Annotated in this window: 14 protein-coding genes and 1 other RNA gene; 6 read left to right on the forward strand and 9 right to left on the reverse strand. The window is 38.0% G+C overall.

Annotated elements, in window-relative coordinates:
- Positions 1 to 62 precede the first annotated feature (62 nt).
- The 3 genes from GQO80_RS01395 to GQO80_RS01405 all read left to right on the forward strand — a co-directional run bounded on the left by GQO80_RS01395 (position 63) and on the right by GQO80_RS01405 (position 10626).
- A complete protein-coding gene (locus GQO80_RS01395) occupies positions 63 to 8339 on the forward strand; it encodes a T9SS type B sorting domain-containing protein (RefSeq protein ID WP_157206406.1) in 8277 nt (2758 codons plus the stop codon).
- A 37-nt stretch (positions 8340 to 8376) separates the two neighbouring features.
- Positions 8377 to 9357: a PorP/SprF family type IX secretion system membrane protein gene (locus GQO80_RS01400; RefSeq protein WP_157206407.1), complete on the forward strand. Its 981-nt coding sequence runs from the start codon at positions 8377 to 8379 to the stop codon at positions 9355 to 9357.
- Between the two features lie 126 nt (positions 9358 to 9483).
- Positions 9484 to 10626: an MFS transporter gene (locus tag GQO80_RS01405; protein ID WP_157206408.1), complete on the forward strand. Its 1143-nt coding sequence runs from the start codon at positions 9484 to 9486 to the stop codon at positions 10624 to 10626.
- A gap of 4 nt (positions 10627 to 10630) precedes the next feature.
- On the opposite strand, the gene GQO80_RS01410 is transcribed toward GQO80_RS01405, so the two are convergent.
- Entirely contained in the window at positions 10631 to 11665 is a 1035-nt protein-coding gene (locus GQO80_RS01410; RefSeq protein ID WP_157206409.1) for a glutaminyl-peptide cyclotransferase, read from the reverse strand.
- A gap of 87 nt (positions 11666 to 11752) precedes the next feature.
- Between GQO80_RS01410 and ffs the strand changes: the two genes are divergently transcribed.
- Together ffs and GQO80_RS01420 are read left to right on the forward strand one after the other, a co-directional pair.
- An RNA gene (gene ffs / locus GQO80_RS01415) (signal recognition particle sRNA small type) lies at positions 11753 to 11851 on the forward strand.
- Positions 11852 to 11977: 126 nt separating this feature from the next.
- Positions 11978 to 12781: an SDR family oxidoreductase gene (locus GQO80_RS01420; protein WP_157206410.1), complete on the forward strand. Its 804-nt coding sequence runs from the start codon at positions 11978 to 11980 to the stop codon at positions 12779 to 12781.
- Here GQO80_RS01420 and GQO80_RS01425 read toward each other — a convergent pair whose 3' ends face one another.
- Positions 12782 to 14206: a TlpA family protein disulfide reductase gene (locus tag GQO80_RS01425; RefSeq protein ID WP_157206411.1), complete on the reverse strand. Its 1425-nt coding sequence runs from the start codon at positions 14204 to 14206 to the stop codon at positions 12782 to 12784.
- A gap of 383 nt (positions 14207 to 14589) precedes the next feature.
- Here GQO80_RS01425 and GQO80_RS01430 point away from each other — a divergent pair, with 383 nt between their 5' ends.
- Positions 14590 to 16218, forward strand: coding sequence for an ABC-F family ATP-binding cassette domain-containing protein (locus GQO80_RS01430; protein ID WP_157206412.1), 1629 nt, complete (start codon positions 14590 to 14592; stop codon positions 16216 to 16218).
- Between the two features lie 58 nt (positions 16219 to 16276).
- Here the strand turns inward: GQO80_RS01430 and GQO80_RS01435 are convergent, their stop codons facing one another.
- The 7 genes from GQO80_RS01435 to GQO80_RS01465 all read right to left on the reverse strand — a co-directional run bounded on the left by GQO80_RS01435 (position 16277) and on the right by GQO80_RS01465 (position 25574).
- Complete coding sequence (locus GQO80_RS01435; RefSeq protein WP_157206413.1) at positions 16277 to 16513, reverse strand: putative signal transducing protein; 237 nt, start codon at positions 16511 to 16513, stop codon at positions 16277 to 16279.
- Between the two features lie 90 nt (positions 16514 to 16603).
- Positions 16604 to 19030 (reverse strand): phenylalanine--tRNA ligase subunit beta, encoded by a 2427-nt coding sequence (pheT, locus tag GQO80_RS01440; protein ID WP_157206414.1) that lies wholly within the window; start codon positions 19028 to 19030, stop codon positions 16604 to 16606.
- 233 nt (positions 19031 to 19263) lie between these two features.
- Positions 19264 to 20889 (reverse strand): HsdM family class I SAM-dependent methyltransferase, encoded by a 1626-nt coding sequence (locus tag GQO80_RS01445; RefSeq protein ID WP_157206415.1) that lies wholly within the window; start codon positions 20887 to 20889, stop codon positions 19264 to 19266.
- A complete protein-coding gene (locus tag GQO80_RS01450; RefSeq protein ID WP_157206416.1) occupies positions 20889 to 21989 on the reverse strand; it encodes an AccI family restriction endonuclease in 1101 nt (366 codons plus the stop codon). Before GQO80_RS01450 ends, GQO80_RS01445 begins: the two co-directional genes overlap by 1 nt.
- A gap of 183 nt (positions 21990 to 22172) precedes the next feature.
- Positions 22173 to 22643, reverse strand: coding sequence for a hypothetical protein (locus GQO80_RS01455; protein WP_157206417.1), 471 nt, complete (start codon positions 22641 to 22643; stop codon positions 22173 to 22175).
- A gap of 118 nt (positions 22644 to 22761) precedes the next feature.
- Positions 22762 to 23142: a DoxX family protein gene (locus GQO80_RS01460; RefSeq protein WP_157206418.1), complete on the reverse strand. Its 381-nt coding sequence runs from the start codon at positions 23140 to 23142 to the stop codon at positions 22762 to 22764.
- A gap of 20 nt (positions 23143 to 23162) precedes the next feature.
- Positions 23163 to 25574 (reverse strand): alpha-ketoacid dehydrogenase subunit alpha/beta, encoded by a 2412-nt coding sequence (locus GQO80_RS01465; protein WP_157206419.1) that lies wholly within the window; start codon positions 25572 to 25574, stop codon positions 23163 to 23165.
- Positions 25575 to 25651 lie beyond the last annotated feature (77 nt).

A 25651-nucleotide genomic window follows, 5' to 3' on the forward strand; every position in this document is an offset into this window, starting at 1 on the left:
TAAGTACATCATTCTTTTTCTTCATCCCAAATCAGGAAAAGGAATGGCTAAATAACACCACTATGAAAAAACCTACTTATTTAAAAACTGGATTTCTTATTTTATCGCTCTTATTGGGTTTTCTTTCTTTTGCCCAAAACCTTGTGCCATTTGTTCCCAGATACGATGAAGCTATTAAAGGCGATATGCTTTTAATAGGTAATAGCAATTTAGGGGTGCATCCTACAAACCCCTATTCTGGCACCAATAACAACGAGAGCAGCACCAACCGAGACCGGATGGTGTATGTTGATATAGATAGCGATAGCAATACCTTTAATTCCAGTAGTGCCGATTTGGATGTGCCCAACAATGTTAACTGTTACAAAATTGTGTATGCTGGCTTGTATTGGAGTGCCGTAGTGAAAGGCAATACCCCCATGGCAAACATAAAGTTTAAAACTCCGGGAAGTAGCAATTACATCGACATTACAGGAACGGAAATTTATTATCAAAATTCTACAGACAATAGAAACTCCAATACCTTTGCTTATTATAAAGATGTAACAAGTATTTTAACGGCTTTAAGCAATCCAGAAGGCACCTATACCGTTGCTAATATCTCTTCAAATACATCTTCCATGATGACTACGGGTAGAAATACCGAAGGCTTATCGGCAGGATGGTCGCTTTTCGTTATTTATGAAGACCCACTTTTACCAAGTAAATACATTACTTCGTTTGATGGGTTTACAAAAATTGATAATGTGGCACCCAACAATCAGCAGAGTTTTAATATCAGTGGTTTTAAAACCATACCCGTTGGGCCCGTGCGGGCCAAATATGCATTTAGTGCTTTGGAAGGCGATAGAAGCTGGACCCAGGATTATCTGGAAATTAACGGTACAAAAATAAGTGCTACAACTTCAACAGGAACAACCATCCGTCCGAATAATAACTTTTTTAACAGTACGGTTTCAATCATCGACCCCCTTACCAATGCCCCTGTGCTTTTTACCGACAGAAATCCTTCAAGTGCAAACACCTTGGGGTTTGATGCCGGTATTATAAATATTCCCAATGCGGGCAACAGTTTAATTCATAACGGCGATACGTCGGCTACCATCAAGTTAGGTACTAATACCGATATTTATTATTTCTACTTTAGTGCCTTTGCTATTGAAATAATTGCGCCCAAAATCATACTTACCAAAATTGTTGAAGATACCGCAGGCAACAATATTGGTGGCACGTTAGTGAATTTAGGCGATGAACTTAATTACGTTATAGGGTTTCAAAATACAGGAAATGATGATGCCACCGATTTAACGATTAGGGACATCCTCCCAACAAACATTGTTTTTAATTACCCTGCGGATATTGTATCGCTACCCTCGGGTGTTACCGTGCAAAGTTACAATCCAGCAACACGAGAGATTGTTTTTAGGGTAAACAGATCGGTGGTTGAAGAAAACGACCCTTTGTTGGAAATCCGTTTTAAAGTAACGGTAGTAAAAACGTGCAGTTTATTAAGTGATGCCTGTTCCAATATCATAACCAATCAAGCCTATGCAACTTATAAAGGCACGATAAACCCTACGTTTACCATTTCAGACGACCCAAGTTTTAGTACCAATACCGGGTGTTTATTAACCCCCGGGGCTACCAATTTTTTGGCAGATATTAATTGTAGTTTCAATGAAGATGTGATATTGTGTGGGGCAAGTACGGTTTTAACCGCCGGAAATGGATATGATTCGTATTCATGGTCAACAAGTCCAACAGGAACGCCGGTAATAGGTACCACGCAATCCATTACGGTAACAAGTATTGGCACCTATTATGTTCGTAACACGGCCACAGCGCCCTGTCAATCTACCAATCAAGTGTTTAATGTAATTACTTATGGTGTCAATTCCACAAATCCGGTCATTCCTTTTGCAGATGAAGTAGTTACGTGTCCAAATGATGGCAAAAAATTACCCAACATCTTTTTGTGTGGTGCCAACGATGCGCGTTTCATTCAAACCAATATTACCGATACGTCTTCCATTATATGGGAAAAACTAAACGAAGCCAGTTGTTCGGCCGTTGCAGTTGAAGATTGTGCCAATGAGGACGCCGCATGTACTTGGAATCAAGTGGCAACGGGCCCAAACTATAATGCTGATACTGCGGGACAGTACCGGCTTACCTTAAATTATACCGGTGGCTGTTTTAGCCAGTATTATTTCAATGTGTATGAAAATCTGTTAATTCCAACAGCTACTACAAGAGATATATATTGTACCACGCCGGGTCAAATTACCGTTGGTGGCGTACCTAGTGGTTATGAGTTTAGCATCGATGGTGTAAACTATCAACCTAGTAATGTATTTTCAATCACGACTCCTGGAATTTACAGTATTTATGTAAAACAAATTGGTGTAACGCCCAATCCATGTATCTTTTCAGTGCCCGATGTACAAATAAGACAACGCGATTTTACGGTTTCAACCAGTATAACCCAACCGTTATGCCACGATGAAAAAGGAAGTGTAAAATTGGCGGCCAATGATGTGCGTCCGCAATATTTCTTCTCCATTTCGCAAGGAGCAACCTTGATTAACAGCGTGGGCCCCATTATGGAAAGCGATTATACCTTTGCAAACTTAAACCCCGGAACATATTCGGCTACCATTTCAACGGAAGATGGATGTACGGAAACTGTAACCTTTGATATAATAAATCCACCTTTATTAACCGCTACTTCGGCCATTACAAAACCATTAACATGTACCGATGGCGAAATTACCGTTTACCCTGTTGGCGGAACGCCTCCCTATTATTATTTTGTAAATAGCACGACCGATTTTCAGGCAACACCAGTAATTACAGTTGCTACGGCAGGTATCTATAATATTACGGTGGTCGATTCCAATAATTGTTCTGCGGAAACCTCTATTACAGTAGCGGCCATACCAGCACCTAATTTTAATGTAAGCCAATCCAATATTTTATGTACAAACGCCAATGATGGTACGATAAGCATCAATGTTACCAACGCCAACGGCAATAGTTTACTGTATAGTATAGATAATGGTGTTACATTTGTTAATTCCCCTGTTTTTACTGGGTTAACCCCCGGAAATTACAATGTGGTGGTTCAATATACTTACGGAACCGATGTGTGTCTATCATCACCACAACCTATCACCATAACGGAAGCTCCTGCCATTACTGGGGTAGCTACGTTAACAACACCTTATACCTGTGTAACCAATGGAGTGATTACGGTTTCGGGTGTTACCGGTGGAACGGCTCCATATACTTATAGTATTGACAGCGTTAATTTCCAAGCAGGATCAACATTTACAGGATTGGTAAACGGCACTTACACGGTAACCATTAAAGATGCTAGTAATTGCTTTGTTTCAGCAGCATCCATCACCATTGACCCTTTAAATCCCATTACCGATTTATCTTTTACTAATACGCCAGTAACCTGCCCCAGCATTACTTCCAATGTAACCTTAACGGCAACGGGCGGTGTAGGCACATTACAATATCAAATTATTGCACCCGCCCCTGCGGTTACTGCCTACCAAAATTCAAATGTGTTTTCAGGTTTGGCACCTAATACTTACACATTTCAAGTGAAGGATGCCAACGATTGTATTTACAGCGAATCCTTCACCATTGCCCCATTAATTCCCATTACGGTAAACACCGTTTTAACGAAAGATTTGGATTGTACAGCTTCCCTAGATGCTTTAATATCTGGAACTATTTCAGGAGGAGCTGCACCGTTTTCTTATGCGGTATCCATTAATGGTGCTGCTTATACTTCATTAGGTACAACGGGTACGCCATTTACTTATACGGCAGCTTCGGCAGGAACTTACCAATTCCGAATTACCGATGCCAATGGTTGTACGGCAGAAACCAGTGTTCAAACCGTCAATGCCATTTCCTTGCCCGAAATAAGTGTGTCGCAAACCCAATTTATATCCTGTAACGGGTATAATAATGGTGCCATACAGGTTACTATTAATAATGCGGTTGGCACGCCTCCGTTTGCCATTAATGTCACCAATACCACCACAGGCACCAATTATGGAACACAAACAAGCAGTTTGCCAGCAGGTAATTATGTGGTTACCATAACCGATGCAAAAGCGTGTACCAATGCGGCACCAGCAACTATAACCATTGCTGAACCAATAGCGATTGATTTTGATTTAACCAAAGTGGATATTACTTGTAATAACCCCGGTGGGTCTAGTTTGGGTTCAATTACAATTGAAAATGTTTCGGGAGGAACAGCACCTTTTACCTATTTCATCACTAATAATTTTGGCGATGTGATACCGGGCAATCCGTATTCTGCGGTTTCAAATGAAAATCATACGTTTAACATCATCAATTATGGTATTTATACTGTAAATGTGGTCGATTCTAATGGGTGTAGTTTTTCAAAACAGATAACCATGGCTTCACCACCATCCGATTTATTGATTGATGTCGTTACCGTAGTTCCCGATTGTACCAGTGGCGGTACGGCAACAGTGCAAGCGATTTCGGCAGTTGGTAGCGGTAGTTATGAGTTTGGTATTTTAGAGTTTAATACATCGCCATATACAACAACCTTTTTAACACCAGATACTCCCGGTGGCGATACAAAAACCTTTACTAATTTAACTCCCGGCGTTGTTTATACCTTTGTTGTACATGACCTTGTAACCGACTGTTATTATGTGAAAGCAGCCGATGCTGCCATTGCTCCGGCTTCTACATTAACTTCAACGGTTGTGCCAAATAACGTGATTTGCCAAGGTTCAAATAACGGCAGTGTAACGTTTACGATTGCTAATTTTGACAGTACTACGACCTCAGTTGATTATGGTATCTATACCGCATTTACGAACGTTTTAGTAGGTTCTATAACTAATATACCTGTTGTTTTTGGAACACCTTCAACCGTAACTACGCCAGCTCCGGGAACATTGGCCCCAGGTCAATATTACGTGGCGTTTACTGAAAACGGAACGGGTTCATTTAATGGCTGTAAATCGGCATCAACTATTTTTGAAATTAGGGAATCTGTAGTCGATTTAAGCATTACGGCCTCTGTTACCAAAAACGCCAATTGTAATCCTAATTCAGGCGTTATCACCTCCATAGCTAAAGATGGAACAGCACCTTATACCTATCAGTTAACAACTTCCGCAGTTGCACCATTGGCATCAGATCCAGCTTGGGCTTCGGCAAATGTATTCAATCAGGATGCTGGTAGTTATTATGTGCATGTAAAAGATGCTTATGGTTGTATAAAATCAACCCCTGTTTTAGTAATACCTTCAGACTCCATTCCAACAATTACTGCATCAACCAGTAACCAATGTACCGTAACCGAAGGCAACTTTTCTATCGATGTAGCTTTAGCAACACCCGGTATGTCGCCACACAGTTATAGTATTAATGGGGGTGCGTTCCAAACTAGAGTGGCACCGTTCACCATATCCAATCTTTCATCGGGAACCCATACCATTGAAGTTAAGGACGCGAATGGCTGCGGAAACGTGGTAGTTGTTACTATTGAGGCTCCACTTGGTTTGATACCAACAGTAAGCACCATGCCAACTTGTAATGATGATGATGGCATTATCACGCTTGCTGGTTCTGGTGGTTCGGGTTCTTATATCTATACGATTAATTCAAGCGCACCTTCTATCAGTATCAGTGGAAATGTTATTTCTGGTGTTCCATCTGGTACTTATACGGTTACAATCACCGATGCCATTACCACCTGTACCGAAACCGTTTCCATTGTATTGCCTTCAGCAACAAAACCAATAATCACCACGGCTGCACCAACGGCAGTTACTTGTTTTGGCGCTAATAATGGAACGTTCCAATTGAACGTTTCGGGTTATGTGGGACCTTATACTTATCAGATATTCGATCATTTGGGTACACCGGTAGCTACGGGCACAGGAAATACAACGGCATCAAATCCGCAAACCATCACAGGTTTGTTTGCAGGAAATTATACTGTTTTGGTAACCGAAACTGCCAGTCCGTTTTGTTCAAACACCTCTAATATTATTACAATTGCATCGCCCATTGCGCCACTAACCTTAACGGCTTTGGAAACATCAAGCGTTACCTGTGATGATGGCAAAGGCACCATTACCGCTGTTGCCACGGGTGGATGGGGTACTTATGAATATGAATTAACGGGAGCTGCAACCGTGGCGTTTTCCTCAAATGGTACTTTTAGAAATTTATCAGCGGGTAATTACATCGTAAATGTTAAAGATGCTCTAAATTGTACAGCATTTAGTCCTGTAACACTTACTATTCCTCCGCCAATTACAGCTACGGTAAACGCCAATACTACGTTATTATCCTGTTTTGGCGATACAAATGCTAGCATAACGGCTAGTTTGGTATCGGGTGGACAAGGAAGTAACTATTCCTATACACTTCAAATGCTTGCACCAACCGTAACATCATCGGGCCCACAAGCATCTCCAGTATTTAGTGGCTTGGGTGCGGGAACATACCAAGTAGTTGTGAATGATGGTTATAATTGTGAATTTATTTCAGCCGTAATAGCCATTGCAGAACCCACAAAAGTACAGGCAAGTTTGGTTAAAGCTACTTCGCAAACCTGTACAACTGGATCGCAACTTACTTTAAGCGCAACAGGCGGCACAGGCATATATGAATATAGTACCAATGCAACGTTTATGCCTTCATTGGGCACGTTTGCTGCTTCGGTAACCATTACTATTCCACAAGGGGTGTCTGGAACATATCAATATTATATTAGGGATGCGAATGGATGTACAGCCAATGTTTCCAACGAAATTACCATAGACCCATTACCAGCGTTGGTTGTAAATTTAGATGTAACCAATGCAAAAATAAATTGTGCTGGCGATGCTACGGGTGTTATTGTGGCAACCGCACAAGGTGGCTTGGGAAGCTATGTTTATACCTTGCAGGATGCCTCAGGTACCGATATTCCGGGAGCAATTCAAAACAGTCCGGGAGTGTTTACCGCACTTGCCGTAGGAACATATCAGGTAAAAGTAGATAGTGGCGATTGTTTAACAACGAGCGCACAAGTTCCTATTTTACAACCTTTAACAGCGTTAACGGCAATTTTTACGCCTACCAACATTACCTGTCCGGGTACTAACAATGGTAAGTTGGAAATTACGGCTACGGGTGGAACCGGCATTATAAAATATGCCATTTCACCCCGATTGGATCAGTTTTTCAACACTTCAACCTTTGAAAATCTTTCACCCGGAACCTATCAGGCCATAGCGCAAGACGAATTGGGTTGTTTTGAATTGTTCGATTTTGTGATTGATGAACCGCTGCCTGTGGTACTAACTATTGTGCCGGGGTCGATAATTCCAGAAGTTTGTGAAGGTGATAAGGATGGTGAATTCAGCATATCAATTTCTGGTGGAACAGCACCTTACAGTGTTGCGTTGGATGATGTCAATGGACCCTATACAACAGGTATATTGGCAAACACGCCGTTTGATTTTACCAATTTGTCGGGTGGCGATCATATTATATTTATAAAAGATGCCCTTGATTGTGAAAGCGAATGGAACATTACCTTTCCAAAATCGGTGTTGATTGAACCAGAAGTCGCTGTGGAGTTTGGCTGTTCAAATAACCTTACTTCAAACACGGTTACGGTAACCGTAGGCTCCAGTATTACTAATTTGGCAGATTTAGATTATTCTTTAGATGGTGGTACCTATCAATCCAGCAACATATTTAACGATGTGCCCGCAGGCTTAAACCATACCATTACGGTACGGCATACCAATGGTTGCGAAAAACCAACGCTTCCTTTTGATATTGCACCTTATACGCCGTTGGCTATTGCGCTTCAAGATGGGGGCATTAATGAAATTGTAGCCGTTACAACAGGCGGTTCCGGTACTTATGAGTATTCTTTAAACGGTGTTTCCAACGGAAGTAGTAATACTTTTATTATCTATGAATCGGGCAATTATACGGTTACGGTAACCGATAGTTATGGTTGTTATGCCACGGCCTCGAAGTATTTTGAGTATATCGATGTTTGTATTCCCAATTATTTTACACCTAATGATGATGGCAAGCAAGAAGTTTGGGAACCAGGATGTGTGACGCAATATAAAGATATGACTTTCGATATTTTTGATAGATATGGTAGAATGATTGCAACTTTGAAAATAGGCGGTTATTGGGATGGAACATACAATGGTGTCGCGCTTCCAACGGGCGATTATTGGTATGTGGTGCGATTGAATGATAAAAAGGATAAACGTGAGTTTGTGGGTCATTTTACACTTTATAGATAATGCTAATTAGTGGTTTTGTCACTAAACAAAAAATAATATGAAAAAGTTAATCATATATCTACTGCTCTTGACCATCGCACACAGCTTTGGTCAAGAGTTAAACTTGCCTGTATTCACGCAATATTTGGCCGATAACAATTTTGTGGTATCGCCCACCTATGCGGGTATTGGCGATAATTTAAAAATTAGAGGCAATGCGCTTACCCAATGGGTGGGTATTAAAGATGCTCCCGACAACCAATCGGTTTATGCCGATGTTAGGATTGCCGATAGAACAGGGGTAGGCGTGTCCTTTTACAACGATAAAAATGGCTATACGCTTCAAACGGGTGCTAAATTTTCGTTTGCACACCATCTTATTTTAGATTATTATTCAAAACAATATTTGTCGTTTGGTATTTCATATAACTTGAATAGTTTCAGAATTGATGTTGAAAGCATCAATAATGATAATATCAAAAAACCCGTTGGCCTGCCGCCTTTAACCGATGATAGACGGAACTCAAATAATAATTTCGACGTTGGTGTGTTATACAGAAACAAAGGTTTTTTTGCAAGCTTTAACGCCAACAACATTTTGAAGAAAAATATTGATGATGCCATCACCGTTATAGAACCACGCTTACTTTTGAATTATCAAATATATTCGGGTTATACGTTTCGAGGGCCTAAAAAAAGTGGATTGGAATTTGAACCATCTGTTTTTTACCAAATGTTTAGTAGCGACAAACGGTCTAGTACCGACGTGAATTTTAAATTTAGGAAATTCAATAGAGATGAAGATTATTATTGGGCAGGTATATCGTACAGGTATCTTAACGACCAATTTTTTAAACCCTTAAATGTGGGGCCGATGGTGGGTTTTAAAAAGAATATTTTTTACTTTGGTTATGCATACCAAGTAACTATGAACGATTTATCGCGCTTTAATTCTGGCACGCACGTTGTTACGATTGGATTGGAATTTTTACAGGGAATAAGCAACTGCCCTTGTACGCAAAGCCCTGTTCACGATTAAACACATTTTTATAGGATTGAAAGCAAATGATACACTATTTTTGCATTCTGAAAAACTAACAAACCGTTTTTCGGGAATGGAACTAACCATTTTTATTAGTTTTTTAATAAGCAATTAGTGTATTAAATGGAGTCAAAAAATAAGCAGCGATTTGCCTTAAGTGTCTATTTTTTTCTTTCGGGAATTTGTTTTGCATCGTGGGCATCGCGCATACCTACTATCAAAGCATTTTTTGATTTGAATGATGCGCAGTTGGGCACCATCCTTTTGGCCATGCCCATAAGTTCGCTTGTTGGATTGCCCATTTCGGGTTGGTTAGTCTCAAAATTTGATAGTCGCGTCCCATTGGTTGTGTCGTTTGTGTTTTTTTGTTTTGCGTTGGCGTTTATTGGTTTTGCTACAACACCTTTCTTTTTAGTGCTTTCCATTTGTTTGTTTTCGTTTTGCATGCGTATTTTGAATATAGCCATTAACACGCAATCCATAACCTTGCAAAAACGTTACGAAAAACGGGTTATTGGCTCTTTTCACGGTTTGTGGAGCACAGGCGGATTGGTAGGTGTTGCTTTTTCAACCATCATGGTAAAAATGGCTGTTTCCATGCAGGTTCATTTGCTTATTATTGCAGTCATAACGCTTGTTGCCGCTTTAGTAACGTATCCGTTTACGATTAAAAATGATAAATCGCCCTCCGGAAATAAATTGATAATAGGCAAACCCGACCCCTTTATATTGTATTTGGGCTTGATTATATTTTTTGGAGCTGTTTGTGAAGGTGGCATGTTCGATTGGAGCGGGGTGTTTTTTAAGGAAGTGGTTAAAGAAGAAGTCTTTACTTATGGTTACTTAACGTTTATGACCACCATGGCGCTTTCGCGATTCCTTTCCGATAGGTTGGTACAAAGGTTTGGACTTCAAAAAACCTATGTTTTAAGTTCCTTGCTTATTGCTTCGGGTGTGTTGATAGCTGTACTGTTCCCTTATTTTTGGTCGGCTTTATTGGGGTTTTGTTTTGTGGGCTTTGGTACTGCGGCCATATTCCCCACTACCTTGGCGTTGGCAGGAACATCCAAAAAATATTCTCCGGGCATGGCAATTTCAATTGTTTCCACATACGCTATTGTTGGTATGCTTGTAGGCCCGCCGCTTATTGGTTATTTAGCGCATGCATTCGGTTTACGGAACGCTTTTTATATTTTTGTTGTGGTAGGGTTGATGTTTATCCCGTTTTCGTATGCGTTTTTTAGGCACCAATCAAAACAAGAATAAGGTATTATTCCTCAACAATTTGAACCTCAAAAAGTTTGTCCCAACGCTTGCCCGTAACAAAAATAGTTTTGGTTTCTGGGTTGTAGGCAATGCCGTTTAAAACATCCAAACCAGCATGTTGGGTAACCAGTTTTTTTAAGGGTGAAAAATCGATAACGCCAATAACGGCACCGTTTTTAGGGTCGATGATGGCAACACCATCTTTTTGGTACCTATTGGCATAAATGTGGCCATTAATCCATTCCATTTCATTAATACCTACAATTTTTCCTTTGTTGGTATATACTTGAATGTGGTCTTCTTCCACCAAAGTTTCTGCATTTAAAAGCCAAATAGTTTCGGTGCCATCGCTTTTGTAAATCGTGTTTTCGTGGTGGCAAATGCCCCAACCTTCCTTACTGGTTCCGTATTTAAAACTGCTCAGTTTTTCAAAGGTGTTGAGGTCGTAAATAAATCCTGTGTTTTCTTGCCATGTAAGTTGGTATATTTTGTTGTTCAAAATGGTAATGCCTTCGCCAAAATATGAGTCTGGTAAGTTGATGTTTTTAAGAACTTCACCCGTTTTATAATCGACCAATCGCAACTTCGATTCTTTATACTGCCCGGTACTTTCATACAGTTTTCCGTCAAAAAATTCAAGACCTTGCGTGTAGGATGTGATGTCGTGCGGGTATTCGTTGATAATTTTAAAGGTAAAAACCTTTGGGCTCTCACTGTTTAAAATGGTAACAACGGTTGATGCCACTTGTTTTTCACCTGCCACGTAAATGCTCGCTTCAATAGTATGTTTGCCAAGTTTAAAATCTTTTAAATCGGTTTTTTCAGCTATTTTTTTTCCTTCTAAGCTGTAGCTCACAGAATCTATGGGAAGGCTTTTTTTGTTTTCTAAGGAAAGCATTAAGGTTTCGTTATTGCTAATATCGCCTTTATTTGTGTTGGTATTGATACTAAAATCTGTTTTATTGTTTCCTGTATTCGATCCGCAAGCTACCATGGCGCCGCTTAACAGGATGATTAATAGGTGTTTGAATGTGTTCATTTGAAAACTGAAATTTAAGGCAAGGTATTTATTTAAAATCAGTTTAAAAAATGATTGTGAAAATTTTAAAAGATTGTATATTTGCACGGGCAAGTCCTACACAACCAGCTCCTGTTGAATCCTCCAGGGCGGGAACGCAGCAAAGGTAAATGGTCGTAGCGGTGTGATGTAGGTAGCTTGCCTTTTTTTATTCCTACGTGAATCCCTATCTTCAACACCACAAATCCAATAGCAATTTCCAAATCTTTTAAGTTTTATACTCGTTAAAAAGGATTTCATTGTTAATTTTACATTATTAATTTTTAATTACAAATGAATAAAGTCGTTTTAATTACCGGTGGTTCTTCGGGTATTGGAAAATCTATTGGTGAGTTTCTTACCGAAAAAGGTTTTATAGTGTATGGCACCAGCAGAAACCCTGAACGTTATACAGAAAGTAAGTTTTCAATTTTGCAATTGGACGTAAAAAAAATGGAAACCATCCAGCAAACCATAACTACTATTATCAAAAAAGAAGGCAAACTGGATGTGCTAATAAACAATGCAGGTGCGGGCATAACGGGTGCCATTGAGGAAATTCCTGAAAGCGAGATTAAGGCGAACTTCGATACGAATTTTTTTGGCCCCATAAACGTTATCAAAGCATTGTTGCCACAAATGCGAAAGCAACAATCGGGGTTGATTATCAATATTACATCTATTGCCGGTTATATGGGCTTGCCGTATCGCGGTATTTATAGTGCCAGCAAAGGCGCTTTGGAACTTTTAACCGAAGCGTTCAGGATGGAATTAAAGGACTTTAATATAAAAATGACCAACATAGCCCCGGGTGATTTTGCCACCAATATTGCGGCAGGCAGGTACCATGCGCCGCTTCTGGAAAATTCACCTTATAAAAAACCTTACGGCAATACTTTGGAATTAATGAACGCCCACGTAGATAGTGGCAGCGACCCCAATTTAATGGCACGGGCCGTTTTAAAGGTTATAAACACAAAAAACCCAAAACCGCATTATAAAGTGGGTGCGTTTATGCAGAAATTTTCAATTGTGCTGAAACGTGTTTTACCCGATACCGTTTATGAAAAGATGCTTATGAAGCATTACAAATTATAATTATTTTCGGTTGATGGCTCCCAGAAGCTGCTCTTCAAAAACACGTGAAAAAATATTACTATTGTTGTAAACTATCTTTTTGTTTTTATCAACAATAATGGTTTTTGTAATGGGTTGAAGTGCAAGTGTTTCCATGGCTTCCTTTGGGGTTTTAAACTGATATTCATTTGTGGTGGCAAAACGGTTTTTCCTTAACGATTGTTTTGGGTTTTCCGTGTTGGATTCATCCACGTTTACAACAATAAAAGTAACTTCTGGATATTTTGCCTTCAATTCGTTTAGTTTATAATGGCTTTCCTTAAAATGGTCATAATAGGCATGCGACCAAAAACAGATAACCGTAGGGGTATTGATTAAGGTGTTGATGCTGAATTCGTTGTTGTTATAATCAACCAGTTTAATATCAGGCAATAAGGCACCTGCTTTTAAATTGTTTAATGAAGCTTCATAGCGTTTAATGGCAGTTTTATCGTTTTCGTTGCTGCTTTTCTGCAAAAACGAATTTAAAATTTTGGTATTGCCTTCATGATCGGAACTTTTAAACAGGTATTTGGTGGTAAAATGGTATAGCAAATCGTTTTTAATGGTCTTGTTTTTTACCAAACTGTCAATTAAACGCAAGCGGTCTAAATTATAGCATAAGGAATTCCAGTTAAAAGATTCGTTTGCATGATGGTGCAAATGGTTTTTCAGGGACAGGTTGTTAACGCTGTATCTTAAAAACGAATTATAGTAATGTATGTCTTTTAAAAACGTGTCGTTGTAATTTATTTCTTTTCTATAATCATAAAAATTGCTTGGTAGCGATTTAATAATGTCGCTTTTATTACCGCCATGGTGCACAAAAGGATACACTTCCTTGCTGGAATAATAGCTAAAATCAATGTTTGCCAATGCTAATTTTTCAAATAGTTCAGAGGCACCATATTTAACTTTATGCTCATTGAATTTTTTTAATTTGAAATCTTTAATAGAGTCAATCCGTTTTTCGTAGGTATCGGGTTTTAATTGGCAGAGTTTGAAAATTTTGTTTTCCTGAATTTCGTTTTCCAAAAATTCGGTAATTAGGTAATTGTTTTTTTTGTCGCCATTACCGGTAAAAACCAGTGATTCGTCAAATTCCAAAGTGTTTAGTCTAAAAATGATGCTGTCGCGAGGTTCCAGCAAAACCACTTGCATTTCGCCACCGTTGTAAAAGGAGTAAAGCCCTGGCGCTAAATTGTTTAATTTATAAATAAACCTATTTTTATTATCAAGCTTGATGGTGTCAATCAGTTTGTCGGCTTTTAATAATACCACAAAATTGGTATAAGGATTGATGATTTCGCCCCCTAGGTAAGCAAAATTTTCCTCACCGGTGTTTGCGTCTTTTTTACAATTAAAAAGCGTTAAGATAAAAATCAAGCCGAAATAATGTAATTTCATAAGAAAAGTCCATTTGTTTTAGCGTTGGTTACTATCGCAAACCAAAACTCAAATTTTGTCAATATGTTTAAGCGATTCAACACTTTTTATGCTTTGAATGAAGCGTGCATATTAATGCCACAAAAATAGAGTTTGTATTTAAACTGTGCTGTTAAGGCGCTGTTAAATGTTAATGCGCCAAATCTTTAAATAAAACCGATAATAGCTCAGTTTTTTAAACGCCTAATTGCAATGCTCTTTACTTGGGCCTCAATTGCTCTGGAATTGGTGCCGTTTTTAACTTTCAGTTGTTTTCTGCCTTAAAAGTGGGGTTAATTAAAAATGCAAAACTAAGTTTCGTCTAACGGTTTGAATTTTCTACTTTTGCAAAAAAATAAACAGCTATGTTATCCGTTTCAAACCTTTCCGTCCAATTTGGCAAACGCATTCTTTTTGATGAAGTAAACACCACATTTACCACAGGGAATTGCTACGGCATTATAGGTGCCAATGGTGCTGGTAAATCAACGTTTTTAAAAATCATTTCCGGGAAGCAAGACCCAACTTCAGGCCATGTGCATCTTGAAAGCGGAAAACGTATGTCGGTTTTAGAGCAAAACCATAATCTATATGATGCCCATACCGTTTTGGAAACCGTATTAATGGGCAATAAACCCTTGTATAAGATTAAATCGGAAATGGATGCGCTCTATGCCGATTACTCGGATGAAAACGCGGATAGAATAGGCGAACTTCAAGTGCTTTTTGAAGAAATGAACGGTTGGAATGCCGATAGCGATGCCGCCGCCATGTTATCGAACCTGGATATAAAGGAAGAATTCCATTATTCGCTAATGGGCGATTTGGATGGCAAACAAAAAGTGCGGGTGCTTTTGGCGCAGGCACTATTTGGAAACCCCGACGTGTTGATTATGGACGAGCCTACCAACGATTTGGATTATGAAACCATCTCATGGCTTGAAAACTTTTTGGCAAATTATGAAAACTGCGTGATTGTGGTTTCGCACGACCGCCATTTCCTCGATGCGGTTTGTACCCACATTTCCGATATCGACTTTGGGAAAATAAACCATTATTCCGGCAACTATACCTTTTGGTACGAATCATCGCAACTAGCGGCGCGCCAACGTTCGCAACAAAACAAAAAAGCCGAGGAAAAGAAAAAGGAACTGGAGGAGTTTATCCGTCGTTTTTCTGCCAACGTTGCAAAAAGCAAGCAGGCAACCAGCAGAAAAAAGATGATTGATAAACTTAATATTTCTGATATTAAACCAACAAGCCGCCGTTATCCAGCCATCATTTTTGAGCGCGATAGGGAAGCGGGCGACCAAATTTTGAATGTTCAAGGACTGGCAGCAACAAGTGAAGATGGAGATGTGCTGTTTAGAAATATCGATTTGAATCTTGCTAAAGCCGATAAAGTGGTGGTTTTTTCAAAAGACTCTAGGGCAACCACGGCTTTTTATCAAATATTGAATTCTAAAATTAAAGCAGATGCCGGTAATTTTGATTGGGGCGTTACCACAACGCAATCGTATTTGCCACTTGATAACAGCGAATTTTTTAATAACGACTTAACCTTGGTCGATTGGTTGCGCCAATGGGCAACTACCGAAGAGGAACGTGAAGAGGTTTACATCCGTGGGTTTTTGGGAAAAATGATTTTTAGCGGTGAAGAAGCGCTTAAAAAATCGAACGTGCTTTCTGGGGGCGAAAAAGTGCGTTGTATGTTAAGTAGGATGATGATGGTTAGGGCCAATGTGTTGATGCTCGATGAACCAACAAACCATCTGGATTTGGAAAGTATTACGGCGTTTAACAATTCGCTCACCAATTTTAAGGGCACCATTTTGTTTACAACCCACGACCATGAATTTGCACAAACCGTAGCCAATAGGGTGGTAGAGCTTACCCCAAATGGTATTATTGATAGATACACCACATTTGATGAATATATGCAAGACCCAAAAATTAAGGAATTGCGAAGCAAAATGTATGCAGTGAACGTATAAACAGCAACAATAAAGTAATTGACAGATGGCTTCGTTCCTCGCAATGACGCATAAAGACTTACAATTGTAAATCCTTTTTTATGTTTTCTATAACCATGTTGGCGGTTACAAATTCGTCTTTATTAATGTAAATTTCCTGTTCCCCTTGAATCGATGCGCCAAATCCTGCCAACCTACCAGATTCACTTTCGTCCTTAATAACGGGGTTTATACCATTGTTTTGTAGTTCCTGTACCATTCGCTGTACAATTATAAAATTGCCAGTAAATATTTTAATATAGTTTGTATCATTCATGGCATTGTGTGTTTGTGTTTACTTAAAGATAAAGTATTTTAAATAGAAAAAGTCGGCAATTGCCGACTTTTAACATTTTAGGTTGAAAAATTAGCGCAATTCCGCACCTAATTCTTTTTCAAAATTAGATTGTAGATTACTCATAATTTTATCAATTTGTTTATCTGTTAATGTTTTGTTTTCATCTTGAAGCGTAAACCCAACGGCATAGCTTTTTTTACCTTCGGGTAAATTTTTGCCTTGGTACACATCAAACAAATTCACGCTTTTTAAAAGTTGTTTTTCACTCTGTTTGGCGAGTTTATAAATCGATTCAAAGGTTACGTTGTCATCAATCAATAAGGCAAAATCGCGACGTACCTCTTGATATTTCGAAATGGCCTTAAAACCAACTTTTTGTTGTTTTACAAGTTCTAAAATAGCATCCCAGTTAAAATCGGCAAATAATACATCTTGTGAAATATCAAAATGTTTTAATATGGGTTTTTTTATAAGTCCGAAATCAACCAATTTATACTTTGCAGCAACCAAGCTTATTCCTTCGCTAAACAGGTCGTTTTCAATGGGCATTTCATTAAACCTCGAAATACCTAAACGTTCCAAAAGACTCATTATGGTGCCTTTCAAAAAGAAAAAATCACTCTTGTTATGGGGCACGTTCCAATTTTCTTGATGTTGGTTTCCGGTTACAAACAACGACAAATGCTTGAACTCTTCACGGGAATTCGTGTAACCGTGGTAGGTTTTGCCAAATTCAAATAATTTTAAATCGGAGCGCCTTCTATTGATGTTGAACGCAACGGCCTCCAATCCTGAAAACACCAACGATTGGCGTAAAACCGATAAATCGCCACTTAAAGGGTTAAGAATGTTTATGTTGTGCTCTTCTTTCAAGTGCTCGCTTAGCGCTGTGTAGCTTGGTGTTGTTAACGAATTGGAAAGAATTTCAAAGAAACCTTGAGCAGCTAGTTGGCTACCAATAATGTTCTGGATTTTATGGTCTTCAAATTTTGATGAACTTGAAATGGACGCATTAATTTTTTCGGTGGTTTGTATGTTGTTATAGCCATACACACGTAAAATTTCCTCAATCACATCGGCTTCCCGCAACACGTCGTTTCTGTAGGATGGTATGGTTAATCCCAACCCCGTTTCGGTAACGTTATTGATTTTAATATCCAAGGAAGTTAAAATGCGTTTGATGGTTTCCTTCGGAATTTCCTCACCAATCAATTTGGACGCATTTTCAAAACTTAAACGCACTTGAAAATCTTCAATTTTTTTCGGATAAATGTCAATAAGCTCACTGCTTATTTCACCGCCTGCAATGTCCTTAATCAAGATGGCGGCCCGTTTTAAAGCATATTCTGTGATGTTGGGGTCGATTCCACGTTCAAAACGAAAGGAAGCATCGGTATTTAACCCATGTCTTTTAGCCGATTTACGAACCGAAACGGGATTAAAATAAGCACATTCCAAGAAAATACTGGTGGTTTTTTCTGAAACCCCCGAATGGATGCCACCAAAAACCCCTGCGATGCACATGGGTTTTTCAGTATCGCAAATCATTAGGTCATCTTCATGCAAGCTACGTTCAATACCATCTAAGGTGATGAATTTAGTGCCCGAAGATACCGTTTTAACCTCTATTTTATTCCCCGAAATTTTAGCGGCATCAAACGCATGAAGCGGTTGCCCCATATCGTGAAGCACATAATTGGTAGCATCTACAATATTGTTAATGGGTTTTAAACCAATGGCTTTAAGGCGATTTTGCAGCCACTTGGGCGATTTTTTTACCGTTATTCCCGAAATGGTAAGTCCGCAATAGCGCGGTGCCAATTCTTTGTTTTTAACCTCCACATCTATTTTTAGGGTACGGTTGTCCACGTGAAAGGCACTCACCGATGGCGTAATAAACTCCAAATGAATGTCCTTTTGTACTAAACCCGCCCTTAAATCGCGGGCAGTACCCAGGTGGCTCATGGCATCGGCACGGTTGGGTGTTAGGCCAATTTCGAATACAAAATCGTTTTCAACTTCAAAAATGTTGGCAACGGGTGTTCCTACTTTTAAGTTTGCATCCAATACCATGATGCCGTCGTACGATGTACCTAGACCAAGTTCGTCTTCGGCGCAAATCATACCATGGCTTTCCTCGCCTCTAATTTTTCCTTTTTTTATCGTCCATGGCTCACCAGTTTCGGTATATAGGGTGGTGCCGATGGTGGCCACAGGAACTTTTTGACCAAGAGCCACATTGGGTGCGCCGCACACAATTTGTAAGGGCGTACCTTCACCAATGTTTACCGTGGTTATTTTTAATTTATCGGCGTTTGGGTGCTGTATGCAGGTTAATACTTCGCCAATAACAACGCCTTCGAGTCCGCCCTTAACCGATTGGTAGGTTTCTATGCCTTCAACTTCTAAGCCTAAATCGGTAAGTAGTTCGCTGGTTTGTTCGGGTGTCCAATCAATTTTAATGAATTGTTTTAACCAATTGTATGAAATCGTCATAAATCATTTCTGTTTTGAGGGTGTAAAGATAAAATATTGGCGTTAGCAATCAAACAATGCGTTGTAAATTGTGGGTTGGGAAATGATTATTTTTTTTGCGATTTTTGGGAAATGCGCGCTTTTTAAGAGTCTTAAATTGGCGATGAAACAAATTTATAATTGCTAATTTTAAATTTTGAAAAGAAATTGGATAGAACCTTTAGCAATACCTAAAATATCGTATCAAGGTGTTTTTATGAAAAACGCTTTTTTTCGCTGTATTCATCAATTAATATTTTGTCTATTTTATTTATTATTTCATCTCCATTTTTATTGTCAAGAATTAAACTTTTGTATTCCTTGTACAGTTTTAAAATATGATTTGATGTCTGTTTGTCAAGTAATCCTAAATCAAGCATCATTCCTTTATTAAGGTCGTTAGGTTCAAATTTTTGTAGTCCGTTACCATACTGTCGACTGTTGTCTTCAAAAATTTGTTTAGCAGTATCTGTTAATAGATAAGCGAAAAGTAAATCAATATCAATTTCAGAAAACAAACTTGTTTGTTTTGGATAAATGCAGTGGTATGAAGTTAAGTTAGAAATATTAGCTTCATTTCTAATAAACCGCAAACCTGACCGATTGAAAACAGAAACCCAAATTGGTGCAGGTTTTCTATTTTCTAATGAATACCAAGGAGTTCTACTTGCAGTAAGAAAGCGTTTATTTATCTCTTCACTTTCACCTTTTTGGATATATGAACTTATATTTTTATCAGTTGAATTTTGAGCGTTAAAAAGAAAAACAGATTTGTTACTTTTCTTTAATTCTTCAAAATCTTGTTTAGTGAAAAATGATGTTTTGGCATCTTTTGCACTGCAAATACAAGGTAATAAATATTGTTCGTCAATATTAAATTCCTTGGCTTTTGAAAGATTAAAAGTAAAATATTCATTAGAACCTGTTGCAATGCCACGAACTACTTTTGCATAAGTCGAAAATGGAACAAGATTTTTAAATTTAATGCTATTTTGCTTTTGATAGTAAGCTTTCCATTTAATCTCTGGATTTAATTCAGTAAAACTATATGTCTGTTCTGTTTCTGAAAGGTTAGGATATTTATTGATTATTTCATCTATCTTACTTAAATCTTGTAATGAATGGATATTACTAAACTGAACTTTATCTTTTAAATTGTCATTTGCACAAAGTATAATTGATGCAGTTGTTAAAGCGTCATCAAATACGTTTTCTTCAAAGTCAATTACAATAATATGTCTTAATGTTTTACTTTTTATTAAATAAGTTTTTACCAATTTTCCGTAATCAGAATTCAAAAATTCCGAAGGAATTATATAGGCACAACGTCCATTTTTACTTAATTGATGAATTGATTTTAATAAAAATAGTGTGTAAAGGTTTGTAAAGCCATTCAACTTACATTTAAGATTAGTTTCAATTTCTTTTAAAATATTTTTATTGTCGTAATCGTGAAATTTAAAGTAGGGCGGATTACAAATAATCCCATCATATTTGTTTTTCCAATCATTGTACATATAATCTTGTAACTGAAGATTTACATTTTCAAAATCATCAAAATATTCTTTTGCATTTCCAAGAATAATTTCATCTACTTCAAAACCTTTTATATTGATTTTTTTTTGTTGGTTTAATATAGCTCTTGAAAAAACACCAAGACCAAAAGCTGGTTCAAGAACCGTTTCCAATTGTTTGTTACCTAAAATCCATTTAGCCATTGCGTTAGCAATAGGAAAAGGTGTAAAAAATTGTGCAAATTTTTTACGATGCTCTAAAGAAATTGATTTTGAGTAATCACTTTCAATGGAATTATTAACAATATGTTCCGTTGTTTCTATCATTAAAATTCAGCTTCTTTTATTCCTAAAATATTTCGTAAATTATCTAAATCAAGATATGCAGTTCCTCCTTTAAATGTTACATAAAACAATAAACGACCTCTGTCCATTTCTTTTCTGATGCTTTCGTGAGTTGGTTCATCAACCTTTGAAGCAATCGGATAACCAGTTTTTGAGTTGATTTTTATTGTTGTTTTATTTTGATTTTGCACATCTTTTTCAACCGAAAAAATTACGCCATCATTATCAGAATTGGAGATAATTGTTAGAATTTGTTCAAATGAAATACCAAATACCTTATCAAAAAATACTTGGAAATAAAAATGTGGTACATTGAATGTTTCTATCCATTTGTAAACAACTTTAATGTCTTCAACTTTTGGAGTTATTGAAAGATAGTCCCTTTTTTGAATTTCTTTTATAGCAACTTTTAATCTTTTGAATAAATTATTTACTTCTATAAGTCTTTCATTTGACCTCCAACCTGGAACTTTGAAATCAAAAATAGAAATAGTTTCAGGAGTTAATGTGTTTAATAAAGTAATGTATTTTGTTCTACTTGGATGTTCTAAAACATCTATAAATTCTGCTAGTATTATATCTCTAGTTTGAAAAGCAATTTCAGTGAACTTTTGAGTTCTTATTTGCATTGCTTCTTCATATTTGTCAATTAAAAAAGCACTTGAACGAACTTCAATTCCAGCTATTGCTTTTTTTACATAATCTGTAATATGATTATGTGGAATTTGGCTAATGTCAAATCCTAAATTATCGTCAAAATCAGATTTCTTAAAAATAAGTAAATCAGGTCGTTTTCCAATTGTGTCAAGTTCTGTTTGGAAATCTTGATAAAAAGTATCAAATCCATCTTCTCCAGCTACTAAATCATCAGATTTGCCATATTTTACTGCGGCAAAGTTTTTAGAATTTTCATTTATTGCTCTTGTGACAAGGTTTTCAGCCCAATCACCTTGTTCTTTATTTGTAATAAAGTTTGAAGATGCTTGTGTTGGTGTTCTTGCCAAATCTCTTGGTTGTTCAAAGTCAACCAATTCAACAGGAACATTTTTAGTCAATTCTCTAATTCTGTCGTAATAAGTCATCTGCTTTTGTATAGTAAAATTTTGTTAAGCAAAGTTAATCTTTTTTGTTGGTTGATTATTTACCATCCTCACAAAACATAAAGGTTAACTATGTCCAATGAAATTTTATTCAATATTCTAAATAAAGGTATTTTTATGTAATTTCAACTAATTTCTTGATGTTGGCAAGCAATATTTAACAATTCACAAGTTTTCCAACTTTAAATTAAAATCGTATTGTAGGTCTTCATGCAGGGTAGCTATTGTTTTTTTTGCTAAAAGCAATTGCCTTTCGTAAATATTCGTTAAGGTTACATTGTGCTTTATGGAAGGTTTAAAAGCTTTTAGTTTTAGGCAGAAGTAAATTAAAAGTGCTGCCTCGGTTTCTTTTTTTTGGGAATAGCGCGTGTATTTTTTTATGTTACGCAATATTTTACGAACACTTTTCTTTATATAGAAATAACTTGCTGTATTTATGGAGGCAAATTCTTCGTCTATATGTTTTTTTACGTTTTGGATGTATTCATCTTCATCGTGCGATTCAAACAGCAAATAGGTGAGGAGTTCCTTATTTTCTTTTTTGAATTTGGAAAGTCGTAAACAGAGGTCTGCTAATTCGTCGTAGGATAAATGGGTTAGTTCCTTTTTTATTTCAACAATTGATGCTGTTTTCAAACGGGTTAGTTTATTGATTTTCAGTAGTGAACATTAAAAAGTACAAATTGGCGCAAAGGCATCCTAGATTTGTTTTTTTTTTGGGGTTAGGAAACGATTACTAGTTCCTAAAAGCCATTTATTTTTTATAACCATCAACCGAATATTTACCGGCACCTTGCAAAAATATAGCGATGAAAGCGATTAAATAAAGCAGTGCTTTTTCTTTCACATCAATGGGGTCGTTGGCATGTACCACGAATGCAGCCACAACCATGGTGATAATGGCGGGAATTGAAGCGAGTTTGGTTTTAAAACCTATCAATATCAAAACAGGGGCAATCACTTCGCCAATTATGGTCAGCACTAAAGTTGTGGTTTCGCCTAGGCCAAGGGGGTCTGCGAATTTTATGGGACTTTCAAAAAGCATGTTAATTTTAGGAATTCCATGGGTAAGCATCATGCCCGCAAATCCAATTCTTAATATCAACAGGCTCCAGTCTGAAACATTTTTTTTCATAGCTTTATATCGTTAAAGTATTATCGCAGTTTTGGGTATAAGGTTGGGTTTGCTTCGTGCATAACTCCATAAATAGCCTCAAAAATATCTTCGGCAGATGGTTTTGAGAAATAATCGCCATCATTGCCATACGCGGGTCTGTGTGCTTTGGCGGTAAGTGTTTTGGGTTGGCTATCTAAATATTGAAAAGCGTTTTGAACGTTTAAAACTTCATTTAAAATGTATGCTGAAGCGCCCCCGGGAACATCTTCATCAATAATCATTACTCTGTTGGTTTTTTTGATGCTTTTTGCAATGTCGTGTTGTAGGTCGAAGGGTAGTAAGGACTGTACGTCAATCACTTCTGCGTCAATACCATAGGCAACCAACTCTTTAGCTACCTGTTCTACGATGCGCAACGTTGAACCGTACGATACCAGTGTGATATCGGTACCTTCCTTTAGGGTTTCAACAACGCCAATAGGGGTTTGGATGGCATGTAGGTTGTTGGGCATTTTTTCTTTTAACCTGTAGCCATTTAAACATTCAACAACAATGGCGGGATCATCACCTTTTAAAAGGGTGTTATAAAAACCAGCGGCCTTGGTCATGTTTCTAGGCACCAACACATTTACGCCTCTAACCAAATTTAAAATGCCGCCCATTTGCGATCCGGAATGCCATATACCTTCTAACCGGTGTCCACGGGTTCTAATGATTAAAGGTGCTTTTTGTTTGCCTTTGGTACGGTAATGGGTCGTTGCCAAATCGTCGCTTATTATCTGTAAAGCATATAGAATATAATCCAGATATTGAATTTCGGCAATGGGTCGCAACCCGCGTAACGCCATGCCAATGCCTTGGCCAATAATGGTGGCTTCCCGAATGCCTGCATCGGAAACCCTGAGTTCCCCAAATTTTTCCTGCAGTCCTTCCAAACCTTGGTTTACGTCGCCAATATTACCAGTATCTTCCCCAAAAACGAGTGCTTCAGGATAGTTGTTGAAGATGTTTTCAAAGTTATTCCGCAGAATAATTCGGCCATCAACTTGTTCGGCATCTTGGTCGTAATTAGCTTTAACCTCTTTAATAAGATTGTTTGAGCGATAGGTTTCAGAATATAAATGTGAGCTATATAGCGGCTGAATGGTTTCAATTTTTTTTGTAATCCAATTGGCGAGTTGTTCTTTTTCTGCGGAAGTTTCACCAATAGTGAGCATGAGCGCTTTTCGGGCATTCGATAAAATATCCTTTCGGTTGGGCTCGTCAAGTGCCAAGAGGCTGTTTTTTATCTTTTCAATAAAAACACCGTTAACACTGGTGCTTGCCAGTTGCTTGAGCAGGATTACCAGTTCGCTTTGGTCTTTTAAAATGGGTTTTAAATACAAGTTCCATGCGTTCTTTTTGGCTTCCCTAACTTCACGCTTGATGGTTCTTTCAATTTCAAGCAGTACTTCATTAGTAGCAATGCCGCTTTCAATAATCCATTCGCGCATTTTGGTGTTGCAATCGTGCTCGGTTTCCCAAGCTAAACGATCGGTACTTTTGTAGCGTTCATGCGAGCCAGAAGTAGAGTGCCCTTGAGGCTGTGTGAGCTCTAAAACGTGAATCAATACAGGTACATGTTCTTCCCTGGCTATACTGGCAGCTTCTTGGTAGGTTTCAATTAAATTTGGATAATCCCATCCTTTTACACGGAGTATTTCAAAACCATTTGCACCATGTTCTCTTTGAAATCCTTTTAATATTTCTGAGATATTTTCCTTGGTTGTTTGATGTTTGGCATGTACCGAAATACCATATTCATCGTCCCAGATACTAATAACCATGGGTACTTGAAGTACGCCTGCAGCATTAATGGTCTCAAAAAACAAGCCCTCGCTGGTACTGGCATTGCCAATGGTGCCCCAAGCTACTTCGTTGCCGTTTACTGAAAAATTTGTTGTGTTGATGCCTTCAACTTCCCTAAATATTTTTGAAGCTTGTGCCAACCCCAACAACCTGGGCATTTGGCCCGCTGTGGGCGAAATATCGGCACTTGAGTTATATTGTTTGGTTAAGTCTTTCCAGCTACCATCGGTATTTAAACTATGGGTTACAAAGTGCCCGCCCATTTGGCGTCCTGCCGACATGGGTTCTAGTTCTAAATCGGTGTTTGCGTATAATCCTGAAAAAAATTGCTCGATGGTAAGGCCATCAATAGCCATCATAAAGGTTTGGTCGCGGTAGTAGCCCGAGCGCCAATCGCCTTTTTTAAAGGCTTTGGCCATGGCTAATTGCGGTATTTCTTTACCATCGCCAAAAATTCCGAATTTTGCTTTTCCTGTTAATACCTCGCGCCTCCCCAACAAACTACATTCCCTGCTTTTTAAAGCTATTTTGTAATCGTTTAAAACCTCGGTTTTAAAATCGTCAAAAGAGATATTGTTTTTCAAATCTGGAACTGTTTGCATGTACCGTGTGCTTTAGCTTTTACAAAAATAGTTAAAGTTTGCGGTTTTCACAATTAAATTTAAGAACAAGTGATTCC

This window comes from Mariniflexile maritimum (assembly GCF_009746565.1).
Taxonomy (GTDB): domain Bacteria; phylum Bacteroidota; class Bacteroidia; order Flavobacteriales; family Flavobacteriaceae; genus Mariniflexile; species Mariniflexile maritimum.